This window comes from Halobacillus sp. Marseille-Q1614 (assembly GCF_902809865.1).
GTDB lineage: Bacteria > Bacillota > Bacilli > Bacillales > Halobacillaceae > Halobacillus_A.
Genome location: NZ_CADDWH010000001.1, coordinates 3,074,800 through 3,092,178 on the forward strand (window position 1 = coordinate 3,074,800; position 17,379 = coordinate 3,092,178).

Annotated in this window: 15 protein-coding genes and 1 other annotated feature (1 of these 16 only partly in view); all 15 genes read right to left on the minus strand. The window is 44.4% G+C overall.

Annotated elements, in window-relative coordinates:
* Positions 1–37 precede the first annotated feature (37 nt).
* The gene (rplB, locus tag HUS26_RS15435) at positions 38–871 is read right to left on the minus strand and encodes a 50S ribosomal protein L2 (RefSeq protein WP_173917954.1); all 834 of its coding nucleotides are present in this window, start codon (positions 869–871) and stop codon (positions 38–40) included.
* Between the two features lie 34 nt (positions 872–905).
* Complete coding sequence (rplW, locus tag HUS26_RS15440) at positions 906–1,193, minus strand: 50S ribosomal protein L23 (protein ID WP_173917955.1); 288 nt, start codon at positions 1,191–1,193, stop codon at positions 906–908.
* Positions 1,193–1,816, minus strand: a complete 624-nt coding sequence (gene rplD, locus HUS26_RS15445) for a 50S ribosomal protein L4 (RefSeq protein WP_173917956.1) — start codon at positions 1,814–1,816, stop codon at positions 1,193–1,195. The genes rplW and rplD overlap by 1 nt, the downstream gene beginning before the upstream one ends.
* Before the next feature lie 22 nt (positions 1,817–1,838).
* Positions 1,839–2,474, minus strand: coding sequence for a 50S ribosomal protein L3 (gene rplC, locus HUS26_RS15450; protein ID WP_173917957.1), 636 nt, complete (start codon positions 2,472–2,474; stop codon positions 1,839–1,841).
* Between the two features lie 33 nt (positions 2,475–2,507).
* Positions 2,508–2,816 carry a 30S ribosomal protein S10 gene (rpsJ, locus tag HUS26_RS15455; protein WP_143414534.1) on the minus strand — a complete coding sequence of 103 codons (309 nt, stop codon included), beginning with the start codon at positions 2,814–2,816 and terminating at the stop codon, positions 2,508–2,510.
* Between the two features lie 457 nt (positions 2,817–3,273).
* Entirely contained in the window at positions 3,274–4,464 is a 1,191-nt protein-coding gene (tuf, locus tag HUS26_RS15460) for an elongation factor Tu (RefSeq protein ID WP_173917958.1), read from the minus strand.
* A gap of 126 nt (positions 4,465–4,590) precedes the next feature.
* On the minus strand, positions 4,591–6,669 hold the full coding sequence (gene fusA / locus HUS26_RS15465; protein ID WP_173917959.1) for an elongation factor G: 2,079 nt from the start codon (positions 6,667–6,669) through the stop codon (positions 4,591–4,593).
* Between the two features lie 42 nt (positions 6,670–6,711).
* Entirely contained in the window at positions 6,712–7,182 is a 471-nt protein-coding gene (gene rpsG / locus HUS26_RS15470; protein ID WP_173917960.1) for a 30S ribosomal protein S7, read from the minus strand.
* Positions 7,183–7,223: 41 nt separating this feature from the next.
* A complete protein-coding gene (gene rpsL, locus HUS26_RS15475; RefSeq protein WP_173917961.1) occupies positions 7,224–7,637 on the minus strand; it encodes a 30S ribosomal protein S12 in 414 nt (137 codons plus the stop codon).
* 94 nt (positions 7,638–7,731) lie between these two features.
* Positions 7,732–7,983, minus strand: coding sequence for a ribosomal L7Ae/L30e/S12e/Gadd45 family protein (locus HUS26_RS15480; RefSeq protein WP_173917962.1), 252 nt, complete (start codon positions 7,981–7,983; stop codon positions 7,732–7,734).
* 145 nt (positions 7,984–8,128) lie between these two features.
* Positions 8,129–11,737: a DNA-directed RNA polymerase subunit beta' gene (gene rpoC / locus HUS26_RS15485; RefSeq protein WP_173917963.1), complete on the minus strand. Its 3,609-nt coding sequence runs from the start codon at positions 11,735–11,737 to the stop codon at positions 8,129–8,131.
* A gap of 59 nt (positions 11,738–11,796) precedes the next feature.
* Complete coding sequence (rpoB, locus tag HUS26_RS15490) at positions 11,797–15,327, minus strand: DNA-directed RNA polymerase subunit beta (RefSeq protein ID WP_173917964.1); 3,531 nt, start codon at positions 15,325–15,327, stop codon at positions 11,797–11,799.
* Positions 15,328–15,649: 322 nt separating this feature from the next.
* Entirely contained in the window at positions 15,650–16,252 is a 603-nt protein-coding gene (locus HUS26_RS15495) for a class I SAM-dependent methyltransferase (RefSeq protein ID WP_173917965.1), read from the minus strand.
* 77 nt (positions 16,253–16,329) lie between these two features.
* The gene (rplL, locus tag HUS26_RS15500) at positions 16,330–16,695 is read right to left on the minus strand and encodes a 50S ribosomal protein L7/L12 (protein ID WP_173917966.1); all 366 of its coding nucleotides are present in this window, start codon (positions 16,693–16,695) and stop codon (positions 16,330–16,332) included.
* Between the two features lie 53 nt (positions 16,696–16,748).
* Complete coding sequence (gene rplJ, locus HUS26_RS15505) at positions 16,749–17,249, minus strand: 50S ribosomal protein L10 (protein ID WP_173917967.1); 501 nt, start codon at positions 17,247–17,249, stop codon at positions 16,749–16,751.
* Between the two features lie 39 nt (positions 17,250–17,288).
* Positions 17,289–17,379 (minus strand) — a sequence feature (ribosomal protein L10 leader region); it runs 58 nt beyond the window's last position.

A 17,379-nucleotide genomic window follows, 5' to 3' on the forward strand; every position in this document is an offset into this window, starting at 1 on the left:
TTGAGAGACGGGTTTTATCGCCCGCCGTTCAATCCCGTTATTTTTTACCTCTTCTACGAACGATATATTTATCAGACGGCTTGTTGCGTTTGCGCGTCTTGTATCCAAGAGTTGGCTGACCCCATGGAGATACTGGAGAAGGTCGACCGATTGGTGCACGTCCTTCACCACCACCGTGTGGGTGATCGCTAGGGTTCATTACAGAACCACGAACTGTAGGGCGCTTGCCTTTCCAGCGGGAACGACCAGCTTTACCAATGCTGATAAGTTCGTGCTCGATGTTGCCTACCTGACCGATGGTTGCACGGCAAGTGCTTAGTACTAAGCGTACTTCACCGGAAGTAAGGCGTACTAAAGTGTATTTTTCTTCACGACCAAGGATCTGTGCAGAAGCACCTGCAGAGCGAGCAAGCTGTCCTCCACGTCCAGGTTTAAGCTCAACATTGTGTACGATTGTACCTACAGGGATGTCTTTCAGCTGAAGAGCATTTCCTGTTTTAATGTCAGCACCTTGACCGGATAGAATTTCGTTACCTACTTTCAGCCCTTTTGGAGCCAGGATATAACGTTTTTCACCATCAACGTAGTTGATCAGTGCAATGTTAGCGGAGCGGTTTGGATCGTATTCGATCGTAGCAACGCGTCCAGGTATTCCATCTTTGTCGCGCTTAAAGTCGATGATACGGTATTGACGCTTGTGACCTCCGCCCTGATGACGAACTGTCAGCCTTCCCTGGTTGTTACGTCCACCACGTTTGTGAAGCGGAGCAATTAGGGAGCGTTCAGGTTTATCAGTAGTGATCTCAGAGAAATCAGATACTGTCATGTGTCGACGACCGTTAGTAATAGGTCGGAACTTTTTAATCGCCATCTTTTTTCCCTCCTTACATGTTTGGATTTATTATTTATACTTCAAAGAATTCTAGTTCTTCACTGTCTTCAGTCAACGTAATAACTGCTTTCTTACGGTCTGAACGGTATCCACCGTGACGACCCATACGCTTGAACTTACCTTTAAGGTTCATAGTGTTCACACGAGCAACCTTAACGCCGAAGATTTCTTCTACTGCGTCTTTAATTTCTGTCTTGTTTGCTTTTGTGCTCACTTCAAACGTATATTTCTTTTCTCCCATAAGGTCAGCAGAATGTTCAGTAATGACAGGGCGTTTAATAATATCGCGTGGTTCTTTCATTATGAGAGCACCTCCCCTGCTTTTTCAGCTGCTTCCTTCGTTAGGATAAGCTTGTCATGCGTTAGTAAATCTAACACACTTACTTCATCAATTGTAGTAGCTTTAACTGTAGGAATGTTGTTAGAAGAAAGAACGACATTTTCATTCTTGTCTGCTGTAACAATCAAAGCTTTCTCATTTACTTCAAGACCTTTAAGGATGTTAGCAACTTCTTTAGTCTTTGGTGCTTCCAGAGAAAGATCTTCAAGTACTACGATGTTTTCTTCTTGTACTTTAGAAGAGAAAGCAGACTGAAGTGCTAAACGACGAACCTTTCTAGGCAGCTTGTAGCTGTAGCTGCGTGGTGTAGGGCCGAATACTGTTCCACCGCCTACCCACTGCGGCGCACGAATAGTACCTTGACGAGCACGTCCAGTACCTTTTTGGCGCCACGGCTTACGGCCACCGCCACGTACTTCCGAACGGTTTTTTACTTTGTGTGTGCCTTGACGCAAGGATGCTTGCTGGGCAACAACTGCTTCATGTAAAACATGAGTGTTTGGTTCAATACCGAAAACAGCGTCATTCAGTTCAACATCTCCAACTTTAGAGCCGCTTTGGTTTAATAGTGCTACTTTAGGCATGACATATCCTCCCTTCGTTTAATTATTTGCTAGCCTTAACTGCACTCGTAACTTTAACGTAAGATTTTTTCGGGCCAGGAACATTACCTTTAATAAGTAGCAGATTACGCTCAGCGTCCACTTTCACTACTTCAAGGTTTTGTAGAGTTACTGTTTCTCCACCCATTTGTCCTGCAAGGCCTTTACCTTTGAATACTTTAGATGGGTCAGCACCTTGCCCCATGGAACCAGAACGACGGTGGAAACGGGAACCGTGGCTCATTGGGCCGCGGGATTGGTTGTGGCGCTTGATTACACCTTGGAAACCTTTCCCTTTAGAAGTTCCTGTTACATCAACTGTGTCTCCTGCTTCGAAAATATCCACCTTAACCTCTTGACCTAATTCGTAGTCATCAAGGTTTGTATTACGGAATTCACGAATGTAGCGCTTAGGTGTTGTGTTTGCTTTTTCAGCATGGCCTTTAGCTGCTTTTTTCAAGCGGTTAGACTTTTCATCAGCAAATCCAAGCTGGATAGCTTCATAACCGTCATTCTCAGTTGTTTTCATTTGTAACACAACGTTCGGTTCAGCTTGTACTACTGTTACTGGAATAAGCTCGCCATCTTCAGAGAAGATTTGAGTCATTCCGACTTTCTTTCCTAAGATTCCTTTCGTCATCCGTTACACCTCCTATTATTGTTTCATAGTAATTTATAGTTTGATTTCGATATCCACACCAGATGGCAGATCAAGACGCATTAGCGAATCAACCGTCTGTGGCGTTGGATTAACAATGTCGATTAAACGTTTGTGTGTGCGCATTTCGAACTGCTCACGAGCATCTTTATACTTGTGAGTTGCACGAAGTACTGTGTAGATAGACTTTTCAGTTGGAAGCGGGATTGGACCTGATACCTTAGCACCAGAGCGCTTCGCTGTGTCTACGATTTTCTCAGCGGACTGATCCAGAACTCTGTGATCATACGCCTTTAAACGAATACGAATTTTTTCTTTTGCCATTATTTTCCCTCCTTCTTCGCCCATTTTAGAAATAGACATTCTCCGCGAAAATTCCTCGACCTCACCCGCCATGGCAAAGGGGCCGGGTGTGTCAACAACCTTTCGCATCATCGCCTTTTATGACCAACATTACTTATTATATAGAAGAAATGCGGTCATTGCAAGAGATATTCAAAATTTATTTAACTATGAACACCTCAAAGAATTATACTAGGTTTTTACTTAGTTTTCAACCAGCTCAAGACTTTAGATTGTTTTTTTATAAAATATTTTTTTCTTAAAAGAAACAAGGCTTCCTATTATATAGTAAGAAGTTCTTCTTTTATACATTTAGAAAATGTTTGGCTCCGGACGTGAAGACTACTCGCGGTCGTTTCTCCCGGAGCCAAACATAATAAAAAACAAGCAGCGCTCAAAATGAGCAGCTGCTTGTTTGAAAGCTAGATAGCTTTATAAATTATTCAGTGATTTTAGCAACAACGCCAGCGCCTACTGTACGTCCGCCTTCACGAATAGAGAACTTAGTTCCATCTTCGATTGCGATTGGAGAGATAAGTTCTACAGTCATTTCTACGTTATCGCCAGGCATTACCATCTCTACGCCTTCTGGAAGTTGGATAACACCAGTTACGTCAGTTGTACGGAAGTAGAACTGTGGACGGTAGTTTGAGAAGAATGGAGTATGACGTCCACCTTCATCTTTAGATAGAACGTAAACTTCTGCTTGGAACTTAGTGTGTGGAGTGATTGTACCAGGCTTAGCTAGTACTTGTCCACGGTTGATATCTTCACGGCTAACACCACGAAGAAGTGCACCAATGTTATCGCCAGCTTCAGCATAGTCAAGAAGCTTACGGAACATTTCAACACCAGTGATTGTAGTTTTCTTAGCTTCTGGAGCAAGACCGATAATTTCGATTTCGTCTCCAACTTTGATTTGTCCACGCTCAACACGGCCAGTTGCAACTGTACCACGGCCAGTGATAGAGAATACGTCCTCAACAGGCATCATGAATGGCTGGTCTACGTCACGCTCTGGGTTAGGGATATATTGGTCTACAGCATCCATTAGGTCATAGATTGCTTGCTCATAATTCTCGTCACCTTCAAGTGCTTTAAGAGCAGAACCGCTTACTACTGGTACATCGTCACCATCGAAGTCGTACTCAGAAAGAAGGTCACGAACTTCCATTTCAACTAGTTCTAGAAGCTCTTCGTCATCTACCATGTCAACTTTGTTTAAGAAAACAACGATGGCAGGTACACCAACCTGACGAGAAAGAAGAATGTGCTCACGAGTTTGTGGCATTGGACCATCAGCTGCAGATACAACTAGGATGGCACCGTCCATTTGTGCAGCACCAGTGATCATGTTTTTAACATAGTCAGCGTGACCTGGGCAGTCAACGTGTGCATAGTGACGGTTTTCAGTTTCATACTCAACGTGTGCAGTGGAGATTGTGATTCCACGCTCGCGCTCTTCAGGAGCTCCGTCGATCATGTCATATGCCATTGCAGAACCTTCACCAGATCTTTTGTGAAGAACAGTAGTGATTGCTGCAGTTAGAGTAGTTTTACCGTGGTCAACGTGACCAATTGTACCAATATTTACGTGGTCTTTGGAACGGTCGAATTTTTCTTTACCCATTCTATATTTCCTCCTTTAAATAAAACAAAAAGTTATTTTAAATTACTGATTTTTATTTGAAGCACAGAGGGGCGAACCCCCTATGCTTACAATACAAGTTATACTTTAACTTATCAAAAAAATCAATTATTCACCAGCATTTTTCTTGATAATTTCTTCAGAAATGCTCTTAGGAACTTCCTCGTAGTGATCGAAGTGCATAGTGTAAGTTCCGCGGCCTTGTGTGTTAGAACGAAGAGCCGTAGCGTAACCGAACATTTCAGAAAGTGGAACGAAAGCTTTAACCACTTGAGCTGATCCACGAGTTTCCATACCTTCTACACGTCCACGACGGGAAGTTACGTCACCCATGATGTCACCCATGTATTCTTCAGGGATAACCACTTCAACTTTCATAAGCGGCTCTAGAAGAACTGGCTTACACTTGTTCTTTGCTTCTTTAAGTGCCATAGAAGCGGCAACTTTAAAGGCCATTTCGTTAGAGTCAACATCGTGGTAAGAACCATCATAAAGAGTAGCCTTAATGTCAACCATTGGGTAGCCGGCTAATACACCGTTCTCCATAGATTCTTTGATTCCCTGCTCTACAGATGGGATATATTCACGTGGTACTACACCACCAACGATTTTGTTAACGAATTCGTAGCCAGCGCCTTCTTCGTTTGGCTCAAATTTAACCCAAACGTGACCGAATTGTCCACGGCCGCCAGACTGACGAACGAATTTACCTTCAACTTCCGCACTGCCGCGGAATGTTTCACGGTAAGCAACTTGTGGAGCACCAATGTTCGCTTCTACTTTGAACTCGCGACGCATACGGTCAACAATGATGTCAAGGTGAAGCTCACCCATACCAGCAATAATCGTTTGACCAGTTTCTACGTTCGTTTCAGTACGGAACGTTGGATCTTCTTCAGCAAGTTTACCAAGTGCTACAGACATCTTGTCTTGATCGGCTTTAGATTTAGGCTCAATCGCAACAGAGATAACCGGCTCAGGGAATTCCATAGATTCAAGAATAACAAGACTCTTCTCATCACATAGAGTGTCACCTGTTCCAGTGTCTTTAAGACCTACAGCACCAGCGATATCTCCAGCGTATACTGTGGAGATCTCTTCACGAGAGTTGGCGTGCATTTGCAGGATACGTCCTACACGCTCACGCTTATCTTTCGTAGAGTTCTTCACGTAAGAACCAGAGTTTAATGTTCCGGAATACACACGGAAGAATGTAAGTTTACCAACATAAGGGTCAGTCGCTACTTTAAATGCTAAAGCAGAGAATGGCTCATTATCGTCAGGCTTACGAACGACTTGTTCCTCTGTTTGTGGAACGTGTCCTTCAATCGGAGGTACATCTAATGGAGATGGAAGGTAATCGATAACTCCATCAATTAGAAGTTGAACCCCTTTGTTTTTAAAGGCAGAACCACAGAATACTGGGTAGAAGTCTACAGTTAGAGTCGCAGCACGGATCGCTGATTTTAACTCTTCGTTTGTGAACTCTTCCCCTTCTAAATACTTCATCATTAAATCTTCATCAAGTTCAGCAACTGCTTCTACAAGCATTGTGCGATACTCTTCAGCTTGTTCTTTGTACTCATCAGGGATTTCACGCGCTTCTGCACGAGTTCCAAGATCATCCAAGTAGAAGAAAGCTTCCATAGTAACTAGGTCGATGATTCCTTCGAATTCATCCTCTGCACCGATCGGAAGTTGCACGGCTGCAGCATTAGCACCTAGACGGTCTTTTAATGTACCTAAAGAATAGATAAAGTCTGCACCGATTTTATCCATTTTGTTAACGAAAACAATACGTGGGACACCGTAAGTTGTAGCCTGACGCCATACAGTCTCAGTTTGCGGTTCTACACCAGACTGAGCATCAAGTACAGCTACAGATCCATCAAGTACACGCAGGGAACGCTCAACTTCTACTGTGAAGTCTACGTGTCCTGGAGTATCGATGATGTTGATACGGTGATCTTTCCACTGAGCAGTAGTGGCAGCGGAAGTGATTGTGATTCCGCGCTCTTGTTCCTGCTCCATCCAGTCCATTTGGGAAGCCCCTTCGTGAGTTTCGCCAATTTTGTGGATACGTCCTGTGTAGAAAAGAATACGCTCGGTAGCTGTCGTTTTACCGGCATCGATGTGAGCCATGATCCCGATATTACGAGTCTTTTCCAAGGAGAACTCTCTAGCCATGATTTTTTCTCCTTCCTGATTGAAAGATTATTTCGTTTTAGATTACCAACGATAGTGAGCGAATGCTTTGTTCGCTTCTGCCATTTTGTGCATATCTTCACGGCGCTTAACTGCTGCACCGGTGTTGTTAGCTGCATCTAGAATTTCATTCGCAAGACGCTCTTCCATTGTTTTCTCTCCGCGCAGACGCGCATAGTTAACAATGAAACGAAGGCCTAGAGCTTGACGGCGTTCCGGGCGCACCTCAACTGGTACTTGGTAGTTTGATCCACCTACACGGCGCGCGCGTACTTCTAGTACAGGCATTACGTTTTTCATAGCTTGTTCGAAAGTTTCCATAGCGTCGTTGCCGCTGCGTTCTTGAACAAGTTCAAAAGATTTATAAAGAATTTTCTGAGCTTTACCGCGCTGTCCGTCAACCATGATTTGGTTAATTAAGCGAGTAACCAGCTTAGAGTTATACATCGGATCTGGTAACACATCACGTTTAGCTACTGGTCCTTTACGTGGCATATGTCCCCCTCCTTTCCTATTAAGTCGATATCATAGATTTATTATTTCTTAGGCTTCTTAGTTCCGTATTTAGAACGGCCTTGCATACGTCCTTCAACGCTTGCAGTATCAAGAGCACCACGAACGATGTGGTAACGCACACCTGGTAAGTCTTTAACACGTCCACCGCGGATAAGAACAACACTGTGCTCTTGCAGGTTGTGTCCGATTCCAGGGATGTAGGCGTTAACTTCGATTTGGTTAGTCAAACGAACACGAGCATACTTACGTAGTGCGGAGTTCGGTTTCTTCGGAGTCATCGTACCTACACGTGTGCAAACCCCACGTTTTTGTGGAGAAGACTGATCTGTCATGCGCTTTTTGTAGCTGTTGTAGCCTTTGTTCAAAGCTGGAGAGTCAGACTTCCTAGTTTTGCTTACGCGTCCTTTACGAACTAGCTGATTAATTGTTGGCATTTGGTTATCCTCCCTTCAACATTTTTTAATACCACACATCCAGGTGGTTCATAAAAAGGCAAAAAACAAAGCTTTCGCGTTTACCGCCAAAACTTTATTGCTTTATCGCCACTGTCGCAGCACCTACTTCTATGCCGCACGCTTTGCCCAGTTCCTCCATCGAGGATACCCTCGAATGCAGAATGTTCAATTGCGCAGCAAGAACTGCTACTTTAGATGTCATTGACTGATCGGCATCATCGGCCGTTATGACTTCAACCACTTCACCATTTTTCATGGCTTTAAGGGTTTGTTTCGTTCCAATGACTATATCTGATTTAGCCTGTGCTACTTTTTCATAAGACATCTTCATATCCTCCAAAGTAACAAGGATAAACGGAAGCACCTTGATAATAGTATCACCCTGAAAAACCCATGTCAACTGGATTTTAAAATTAGTTTCCTATTAAGGTGCTCCGCTGGCCTATCCTCTGATTACTTTCATTGAAAGTTTATGGCTGAGTTACTTCTTCCACAGCTTCTTTCTGTACTTCCTGCTGTTCAGATTCCGCTTTAATTGTACGGTAACGTGTCATTCCCGTACCAGCTGGAACCAACTTACCGATGATTACATTCTCTTTCAGTCCAAGAAGCTCATCGCGCTTACCTTTAATGGCTGCATCTGTCAGGACACGAGTTGTCTCCTGGAAGGATGCCGCAGACAGGAAGCTGTCTGTTTCAAGCGATGCTTTTGTTATACCAAGAATGACTGGTCGGCCGACAGCCGGCTGGCCGCCTTCCATAAGCACTTTCTGGTTAGCTTCTTTAAACTGGTGAATTTCAAGGAGTGAACCTGGAAGTACATCTGTATCTCCAGAATCGAGTACACGGACTTTACGAAGCATCTGGCGCACCATTACTTCTACGTGTTTATCGGAGATTTCAACCCCTTGCATACGGTAAACTTTTTGAACTTCTTTCAGCAGATACTCTTGTACCCCATCCAAACCTTGAACGGTAAGGAGTTCTTTCGGATCGATAGAACCTTCAGTCAGCGGCTCGCCGGCTTTCACTTCATCGCCGATAGCAACTTTCATCCTTGAACCATAAGGTGCTGTATAGGAACGAGTTTCTACCTTACCTTGTACAACAATTTCTTGCTTCTCTTTGACTTCATTGATTTCGTGAACCGTACCTTCGATCTCTGTGATAACAGCTTGACCTTTAGGATTACGGGCTTCAACGATCTCCTGGATACGCGGAAGACCCTGCGTGATATCGTCTCCTGCAACCCCGCCTGTGTGGAAGGTACGCATCGTTAACTGTGTACCTGGCTCACCGATGGATTGAGCAGCGATTATACCAACAGCTTCTCCCACTTCTACCTCGTCACCTGTTGCCAGGTTACGTCCGTAACACTTCTTACATACGCCGTGTTTCGTGTTGCAAGTAAAGGCAGAGCGGATAACTACTTTCTCAATGCCTGCATCCACAATCTGCTTAGCCGCATCTTCGAAAATAACTTCGTTGCGGGTCGCCAGCACTTGGCCGGTTTCCGGATGCTTGATCGTTTGGAAGGACGTACGGCCAATTAATCGGTCGATAAGCGGCTCGATCATTTCCGTTCCTTCTCTTAAGGATGCAACCGGCAGTCCTCGGTCTGTACCACAATCGTCTTCACGCACAATGACATCTTGTGCCACGTCTACAAGACGACGAGTCAAGTAACCTGAGTCGGCTGTCTTCAGGGCTGTATCCGCAAGACCTTTACGGGCACCGTGAGTGGAAATGAAGTACTCGAGTACCGTCAGACCTTCACGGAAGCTGGACTTGATCGGAAGTTCGATGATACGTCCAGCCGGGTTGGCCATCAGACCACGCATACCAGCAAGCTGAGTAAAGTTAGAAGCATTACCACGTGCTCCAGAATCACTCATCATAAAGATTGGGTTACGCGGATTCAAGGACTTCATTAAGAGGTCTTGAATAGTATCTTTACATGCGGACCAGATTTCAATCACTCGGTCATAACGCTCTTCTTCTGTAATTAAACCGCGGCGGAACTGCTTAAGCACTTTATCTACTTTAGTCTGTGCTTCTTCGAGAATCTCTTGCTTCTCAGGAAGTACAACTACGTCAGATACACCGACAGTAATACCGGCTTTCGTAGAGTAAGCAAAACCAAGATCTTTCATGCGGTCAAGCATTTTAGAGGTTTCACTGATAGAGAAACGCTTAAATACTTCGGCAATGATATCTCCAAGGATCCCTTTCTTAAACGGAAGGACTTCTTTGCGGCTGGCAATTTCTTTCCTCACGTCTGTACCTTTTTCGATAAAGTAATGATCCGGAGTTTTAACTTCTAAGTTTTCCTGAGTCGGTTCATTCATATACGGGAATGAATTTGGAAGCATTTCATTGAAAATCAACTTACCAATCGATGTGATTAACAGCTGATTGTTCTGTGCTTCTGTGAACGTCTCATTGTTTAAAGAGCTGGCTTGAACAGCTACACGTGTGTGCAGGTGAACATATCCATTTTGATAAGCCATCAGCGCTTCGTTCAAGTCTTTAACAACCATTCCTTCTCCGATAGCACCTTCACGTTCAAGAGTCAGGTAATAGTTACCCAGTACCATATCCTGTGATGGTGTAACAACAGGCTTACCATCCTTAGGGTTAAGAATGTTTTGAGCAGCCAGCATAAGAATACGGGCTTCTGCCTGTGCTTCTGAAGATAATGGAACGTGTACCGCCATTTGGTCACCATCAAAGTCAGCGTTATATGCTGTACATACGAGCGGGTGAAGACGGATCGCGCGTCCTTCTACTAACGTAGGCTCGAACGCCTGGATACCTAAACGGTGCAATGTTGGTGCACGGTTAAGCAGTACAGGGTGTTCTTTAATTACATCCTCAAGGACATCCCATACTTCTGGGTGGATGCGTTCAATCTTGCGTTTCGCAGACTTGATGTTATGAGCCAGTCCGCGGGATACAAGCTCCTTCATTACGAAAGGCTTGAACAGCTCTAGTGCCATCTCTTTTGGAAGTCCACATTGATACATTTTCAGGTTAGGACCTACAACGATAACGGAACGGCCGGAGTAGTCGACACGTTTACCGAGAAGGTTCTGACGGAAACGACCCTGCTTCCCTTTCAGCATATGAGAAAGAGATTTAAGCGGACGGTTTCCTGGCCCTGTAACCGGACGGCCGCGGCGCCCGTTATCGATTAAAGCATCGACAGCTTCTTGCAGCATACGCTTCTCGTTTTGCACGATAATCGTAGGGGCTCCAAGATCAAGCAGACGCTTTAAGCGGTTGTTACGGTTGATGACACGACGGTATAGGTCGTTTAAGTCGGATGTAGCGAAACGTCCTCCATCCAGCTGAACCATCGGGCGCAGTTCTGGTGGGATAACCGGAAGCACATCAAGGATCATCCATGATGGATCATTTCCTGAGTTACGGAATGATTCAAGAACTTCCAGACGCTTAATCGCACGCGTCCGGCGTTGACCTTGCGCCGTTTTCAATTCTTCTTTTAACGTCTCTACTTCACCGTCTAAGTCAATGTCATAAAGAAGCTTGCGGATCGCTTCAGCGCCCATCGCCGCCTGGAATCCCTGGCCGAATTTTTCACGGTACGTACGGTACTCTTTTTCTGAAAGAAGCTGCTTCTTATCAAGAGCCGTTTCTCCAGGATCTGTAACGATATAGGCAGCGAAGTAAATAACTTCTTCTAAAGCACGCGGGGACATGTCGAGAACAAGACCCATACGGCTTGGGATACCTTTAAAGTACCAAATGTGAGAGACAGGGGCAGCTAATTCTAAGTGCCCCATACGCTCACGACGTACCTTAGCTTTCGTTACTTCTACACCACAGCGGTCACAAACGACACCTTTGTAACGTACACGCTTGTATTTTCCACAGTGACATTCCCAGTCTTTTTGCGGCCCGAAAATTCTTTCACAGAATAAGCCGTCTTTTTCTGGTTTTAACGTACGATAGTTTATTGTCTCGGGCTTCTTAACCTCACCATAAGACCAAGAGCGAATCTTGTCTGGTGAAGCCAGACCGATTTTCATATACTCAAATTTATTTACATCTAGCAAGGGGCCTACCTCCCTTTTAGTCTCCGGGTTCTACCCTAAGCTTTGGACAAGATCACAATTTATTGTTCTTCGAGATTGATCTCTTCTGATTCATTGGTTTGATCTTCTTCGATATCGCGCATTTCGATTTCTTCGTCAGCACTGTTTAAAATCTTCACGTCCATACCAAGACTTTGAAGCTCTTTGATAAGAACTTTAAAGGATTCCGGTACACCAGGTTCTGGTACGTTATCCCCTTTAACAATCGCCTCGTATGTTTTCACACGGCCGACGACGTCATCGGATTTAACTGTTAAGATTTCCTGCAGAGTATAAGCGGCACCATAAGCTTCTAATGCCCATACCTCCATCTCACCGAAACGCTGTCCGCCAAATTGTGCTTTACCACCTAATGGCTGCTGGGTTACGAGTGAATAAGGTCCTGTTGAACGTGCGTGAAGCTTGTCATCAACCATGTGTGCAAGCTTGATCATATACATAACACCAACAGAAACTCTGTTATCAAATGGTTCGCCTGTGCGTCCATCGTAAAGAATTGTTTTCGCATCGCGGGCCATGCCTGCTTCTTGAAGTGTTGCCCACACATCTTCTTCACGCGCTCCGTCAAATACCGGTGTCGCTACGCGAGTTCCAAGCTGACGGGCAGCCATTCCTAAGTGAAGCTCCAATACTTGTCCGATGTTCATACGTGAAGGTACGCCCAGCGGGTTAAGCATGATATCAACCGGTGTTCCATCTGGAAGGAAAGGCATATCTTCTTCTGGAAGAATTTTCGAAATAACACCTTTGTTTCCGTGACGGCCGGCCATCTTATCCCCTTCTGAGATTTTACGCTTCTGAACGATATATGCGCGGATCAGCTGGTTAACTCCTGGAGGAAGCTCATCTCCGTCTTCACGGTTGAAGATCTTCACATCCAAGACGATCCCGCCTGCTCCGTGTGGTACGCGCAGGGAAGTGTCCCTTACTTCACGGGCTTTTTCACCGAAGATCGCGTGAAGCAGTCTTTCTTCTGCAGAAAGCTCGGTAACACCTTTAGGAGTTACTTTACCTACAAGCAGATCTCCGTCACTTACTTCAGCACCGACGCGGATAATTCCGCGCTCATCCAGATCTTTAAGTGCATCTTCCCCAACATTAGGGATATCGCGAGTGATTTCTTCAGGTCCAAGCTTCGTATCACGAGCTTCAGACTCATACTCTTCAATATGAATAGAAGTATAAACGTCATCCTTTACAAGGCGCTCACTCATAATGATCGCATCCTCGTAGTTATAACCGTCCCATGTCATGAACGCTACAAGCGGGTTTTGGCCAAGAGCCAGCTCACCCATGTCCATGGATGGACCGTCAGCTAAAATTTCGCCTTTCGTTACGCGGTCGCCTTTAGCCACAATTGGACGCTGGTTATAGCAGCTTCCCTGGTTAGAACGGATGAATTTCTGAAGACGATAACGATCAAGGTCGCCTTCTACTTCTCTTCCATCCACCTCAGAAACTCGGCGAACGTGTACTTCTTTAGCTTCTACACGCTCAACTACTCCGTCATGACGGCAGATAACCGCGGCACCGGAGTCTTTACCAGATACATACTCCATACCTGTACCTACAAGCGGAGCATCCGGCTTAAGCAATGGTACTGCCTGTCTCTGCATGTTCGCACCCATCAGGGAACGGTTAGAATCATCGTTCTCTAAGAAAGGAATACATGCAGTCGCTGCAGATACTACCTGTTTAGGAGAAACGTCCATGTAGTCGATTCTGTCTCGGCCGACTAATGTGTTTTCCCCACGGAAACGGGCAATAACTTCATCGTCTGTAAACGATCCATCTTCTTCAAGTCTCGCATTTGCCTGGGCCACTACATAGTTGTCCTCTTCATCGGCTGTCAGATAGTCGATCTGGGCTGTAACTTTTCCTGTTTCAGGATCTACACGGCGGTATGGAGTTTCAATAAAGCCAAACTCATTTACCTTTGCATAAGAAGAAAGAGAGTTAATCAAACCGATGTTTGGACCTTCCGGTGTCTCGATCGGACACATACGGCCATAGTGAGAATAGTGTACGTCACGAACTTCAAAGCCAGCTCGTTCACGCGTTAAACCACCGGGTCCAAGAGCAGATAGACGACGCTTATGCGTTAATTCAGCCAGAGGATTTGTCTGATCCATGAACTGAGAAAGCTGAGAGCTTCCGAAGAACTCTTTGATGGAAGCTATAACTGGTCGGATATTAATTAACTGCTGCGGGGTAATGGACGATGTATCTTGAATGGACATACGCTCACGTACCACACGCTCCATACGGGAAAGCCCGATGCGGAACTGATTTTGCAGCAATTCACCTACAGAACGAAGTCGACGGTTTCCTAAGTGGTCGATATCGTCCGTTCCTCCAACATCATGAAGAAGGTTAAAGAAATAACTGATAGCAGACAAAATATCAGAAGGAGCAATGTTCTTTACATCGCGGTCGATGTTCGCATTACCAATAACGTTAATGGAACGCTCTCCCTCCGGGTCGGTAGGGTCTACTATTTTCACAGATTGTACGCGGATAGGGTCTTCTAACACCCCGTCAACTGGGTCTAGCGTGCGTTCCCCCATAGACTCTTCCTCGTTATCAAAATGCGGAATTAATCTATCTAAAAGACGGCGGTCGATTTTCGCGCCTTTTTCAGCAAGCACTTCACCTGTCTCTTCATCCACGAGCGTTTCAGCAAGCGTCTGATTGAAAAGACGATCTTTAATGTGAAGCTTTTTATTCATTTTATAACGACCTACACGTGCCAGGTCGTAACGCTTAGGATCAAAGAAACGAGAAACAAGCAAACTCTTCGCATTCTCTACTGTCGGCGGCTCACCAGGACGTAAGCGCTCATAGATTTCAAGCAATGCTTTCTCACTGTTTTCTGTATTATCTTTCTCCAGCGTATTTTTCAAGTACTCATTCTCACCGATCAAATCAATAATCTCCTGATCGGTACCGAATCCTAGAGCACGAAGCAATACGGTAATTGGAAGTTTACGTGTGCGGTCGATTCGAACGTGAACCACGTCTTTGGCATCCGTTTCGAATTCCAACCATGCCCCACGGTTAGGGATGACGGTTGCGGTATACCCGCGTTTTCCGTTTTTATCAATCTTTTTATTGAAATAGACGCTCGGTGAACGTACAAGCTGGGATACAATTACTCGCTCGGCACCATTAATGACGAATGTTCCTGTGTCTGTCATTAACGGGAAATCCCCCATAAATACTTCTTGCTCTTTCACTTCGCCTGTTTCATTATTAAGAAGACGAACTTTCACACGAAGTGGTGCATTATAAGTTACGTCTCGATCTTTTGACTCATCGACTGGATACTTTGGTTCGCCTAAGCTATAGTCTATAAACTCCAGTGATAGATTACCTGTGAAATCCTCAATCGGAGAAATGTCTTTGAACATTTCCTTCAAACCTTCTTCTAAGAACCACTCATAAGAAGCCGTTTGAATCTCGATTAAATTGGGTAATTCTAATACCTCACTGATACGTGCATAACTTCTGCGTTGGCGGTGTCGTCCATATTGAACTAGTTGACCTGTCAACTGATTCACCCCTTCAAACAAGCATTTTTATAACGAAAAAAGCGTTCGGCGTAAGACATGCCGAACAGGCTTGCGGTTGATCTTGCCACAAGCGCTATAACTAAACATCCACCTTAATGGTGAATGGTGTTTCTTCATTTCTCTCTAACGTTAGACAAAAAAGAAAAAGGGTTTTCACTCAAAAACCTCATTTCACTTTCCGTGGATAATCTACCATTCTATCCTGCTTTCAAAAATTTATACCAAAAAATATGAAAAAAGGACTTGACATGACAATAGTCATGTTGGCATTTTATAATAATACCACACACAAAAAGGGGCGTCAAACTTTTTTAGCTTTGAGAATATAGTAGCCTTTATTCTTAGTTACTATTTCTACTTCCCCAAATAACTCTTCTAATTTATCTTTTGAAGATGGTGCTCCCTGCTTCTTCTGAATAACTACCCAAAGCTCACCTTCTGGCAGCAAGGATTCTTCCGCCTCTTCAAACATTGAATGGACCACTTTCTTGCCTGCACGTATTGGAGGATTTGTTAAAATAGTTGCAAATGTTTCACCCTGGAGATTCGAAAAACGGTCACTCGGCTTGATCGTCACGTTCTCGATCCCGTTTTGCCGGGCATTTTTTTTCGCTAATTCCAAAGCTCTTTCATTTACATCTACCATAACGACCTGCCTGTCTTGGCGTTCCTTGGCCAGCGATAAACCAATAGGTCCGTAACCGCAGCCGAGATCTAGAACAGGCCCTTCCAAATCGTTAAAAGCAAAGGATTCAATGAGAACACGAGATCCAAAGTCTACTTCACTCTTGGAAAAAACCGCATGATCCGTTGTAAAGGACAGCTTGTTTCCTCTCAGCGTAAAAGACCATGTCTTTTCATCGCTTTTTGCCTCTGTTCTTTTTGAATAATAATGTTCAGACATCTAGAACACCCTCTTAGGAAAAATAAGAAAAAGAAAGCCCGCCGATAGTTCAGCGAGCTTTTCTTCATCATGCAAAATTACTTAACTTCTACAGAAGCGCCAGCCTCTTCAAGCTTAGATTTGATTTCTTCAGCTTCTTCTTTAGCTACGCCTTCTTTGATAGCGCCAGGAGCCTTATCAACTAAATCTTTAGCATCTTTAAGACCAAGACCAGTGATTTCGCGAACTGCTTTAACTACTTTGATCTTAGAGCTTCCAGCAGATTCTAGTACTACGTCAAACTCAGTTTTCTCTTCTTCAGCTTCGCCACCTGCAGCAGCACCGCCAGCTGCAACTGGAGCTGCAGCAGTTACACCAAATTCTTCTTCAATAGCTTTAACTAGATCGTTAAGCTCAAGAACTGTCATTTCTTTAATCGCTTCGATAATTTGTTCGTTAGACATGAGAAATTTCCTCCTTAGAATTTAAAATTAATTTATTTAACCGAAAACGGGGCTTACGCGCCTTCTTCTTCTTTTTGTTCTGCAACGGCTTTTGTAACGTAAGCGAAGTTGCGAACTGGTGCTTGAATCACGCTTAGGAACATAGATACAAGACCTTCGTAGTTTGGAAGAGTAGCAAGTTCCTTGATTTGCTCAAGAGTTGCAACCTTCCCTTCGATCACTCCGCCTTTAAGTTCAAGGTTGTCGTGATCTTTGGCAAAGTTGTTAAGAACTTTTGCCGGGGATACAGCATCATCTTCACTGAATGCCAGTGCAGTAGGTCCCACTAGAATTTCATCAAGTTCTGTAAGATCAGTTTCAGCAGTCGCACGGCGAGTCATTGTGTTTTTGTACACTTTAAAATCAACGCCTGCTTCACGCAGCTGAGCACGTAGTTCAGTAACTTCCGCTACATCCAGGCCGCGGTAATCTACTAATACAGCAGATTTACTATTACGGAACTTGTCAGCGATCTCAGATACAACCTGCTGCTTTTGCTCGATAATTTTGCTCATCGTTCCACCTCCTAATGACTTTTCATCATACCGATCCGTGTTTTCAAATAAAAAGTACCTCCATGAAGACATGGAGGTACGTATGACAGAACAGGTCGTTTAAAAGCTGTCCTGTTTATTCACACACCTC

Excerpts from the sequence above, each read along its gene's own strand:
- rplB (WP_173917954.1), bottom strand. The coding sequence starts at position 871 with ATGGCGATTAAAAAGTTCCGACCTATTACTAACGGTCGTCGACACATG.
- rplW (WP_173917955.1), bottom strand. The coding sequence starts at position 1,193 with ATGAAAGAACCACGCGATATTATTAAACGCCCTGTCATTACTGAACAT.
- rplD (WP_173917956.1), bottom strand. The coding sequence starts at position 1,816 with ATGCCTAAAGTAGCACTATTAAACCAAAGCGGCTCTAAAGTTGGAGAT.
- rplC (WP_173917957.1), bottom strand. The coding sequence starts at position 2,474 with ATGACGAAAGGAATCTTAGGAAAGAAAGTCGGAATGACTCAAATCTTC.
- rpsJ (WP_143414534.1), bottom strand. The coding sequence starts at position 2,816 with ATGGCAAAAGAAAAAATTCGTATTCGTTTAAAGGCGTATGATCACAGA.
- tuf (WP_173917958.1), bottom strand. The coding sequence starts at position 4,464 with ATGGGTAAAGAAAAATTCGACCGTTCCAAAGACCACGTAAATATTGGT.
- fusA (WP_173917959.1), bottom strand. The coding sequence starts at position 6,669 with ATGGCTAGAGAGTTCTCCTTGGAAAAGACTCGTAATATCGGGATCATG.
- rpsG (WP_173917960.1), bottom strand. The coding sequence starts at position 7,182 with ATGCCACGTAAAGGACCAGTAGCTAAACGTGATGTGTTACCAGATCCG.
- rpsL (WP_173917961.1), bottom strand. The coding sequence starts at position 7,637 with ATGCCAACAATTAATCAGCTAGTTCGTAAAGGACGCGTAAGCAAAACT.
- HUS26_RS15480 (WP_173917962.1), bottom strand. The coding sequence starts at position 7,983 with ATGTCTTATGAAAAAGTAGCACAGGCTAAATCAGATATAGTCATTGGA.
- HUS26_RS15495 (WP_173917965.1), bottom strand. The coding sequence starts at position 16,252 with ATGTCTGAACATTATTATTCAAAAAGAACAGAGGCAAAAAGCGATGAA.
- rplL (WP_173917966.1), bottom strand. The coding sequence starts at position 16,695 with ATGTCTAACGAACAAATTATCGAAGCGATTAAAGAAATGACAGTTCTT.
- rplJ (WP_173917967.1), bottom strand. The coding sequence starts at position 17,249 with ATGAGCAAAATTATCGAGCAAAAGCAGCAGGTTGTATCTGAGATCGCT.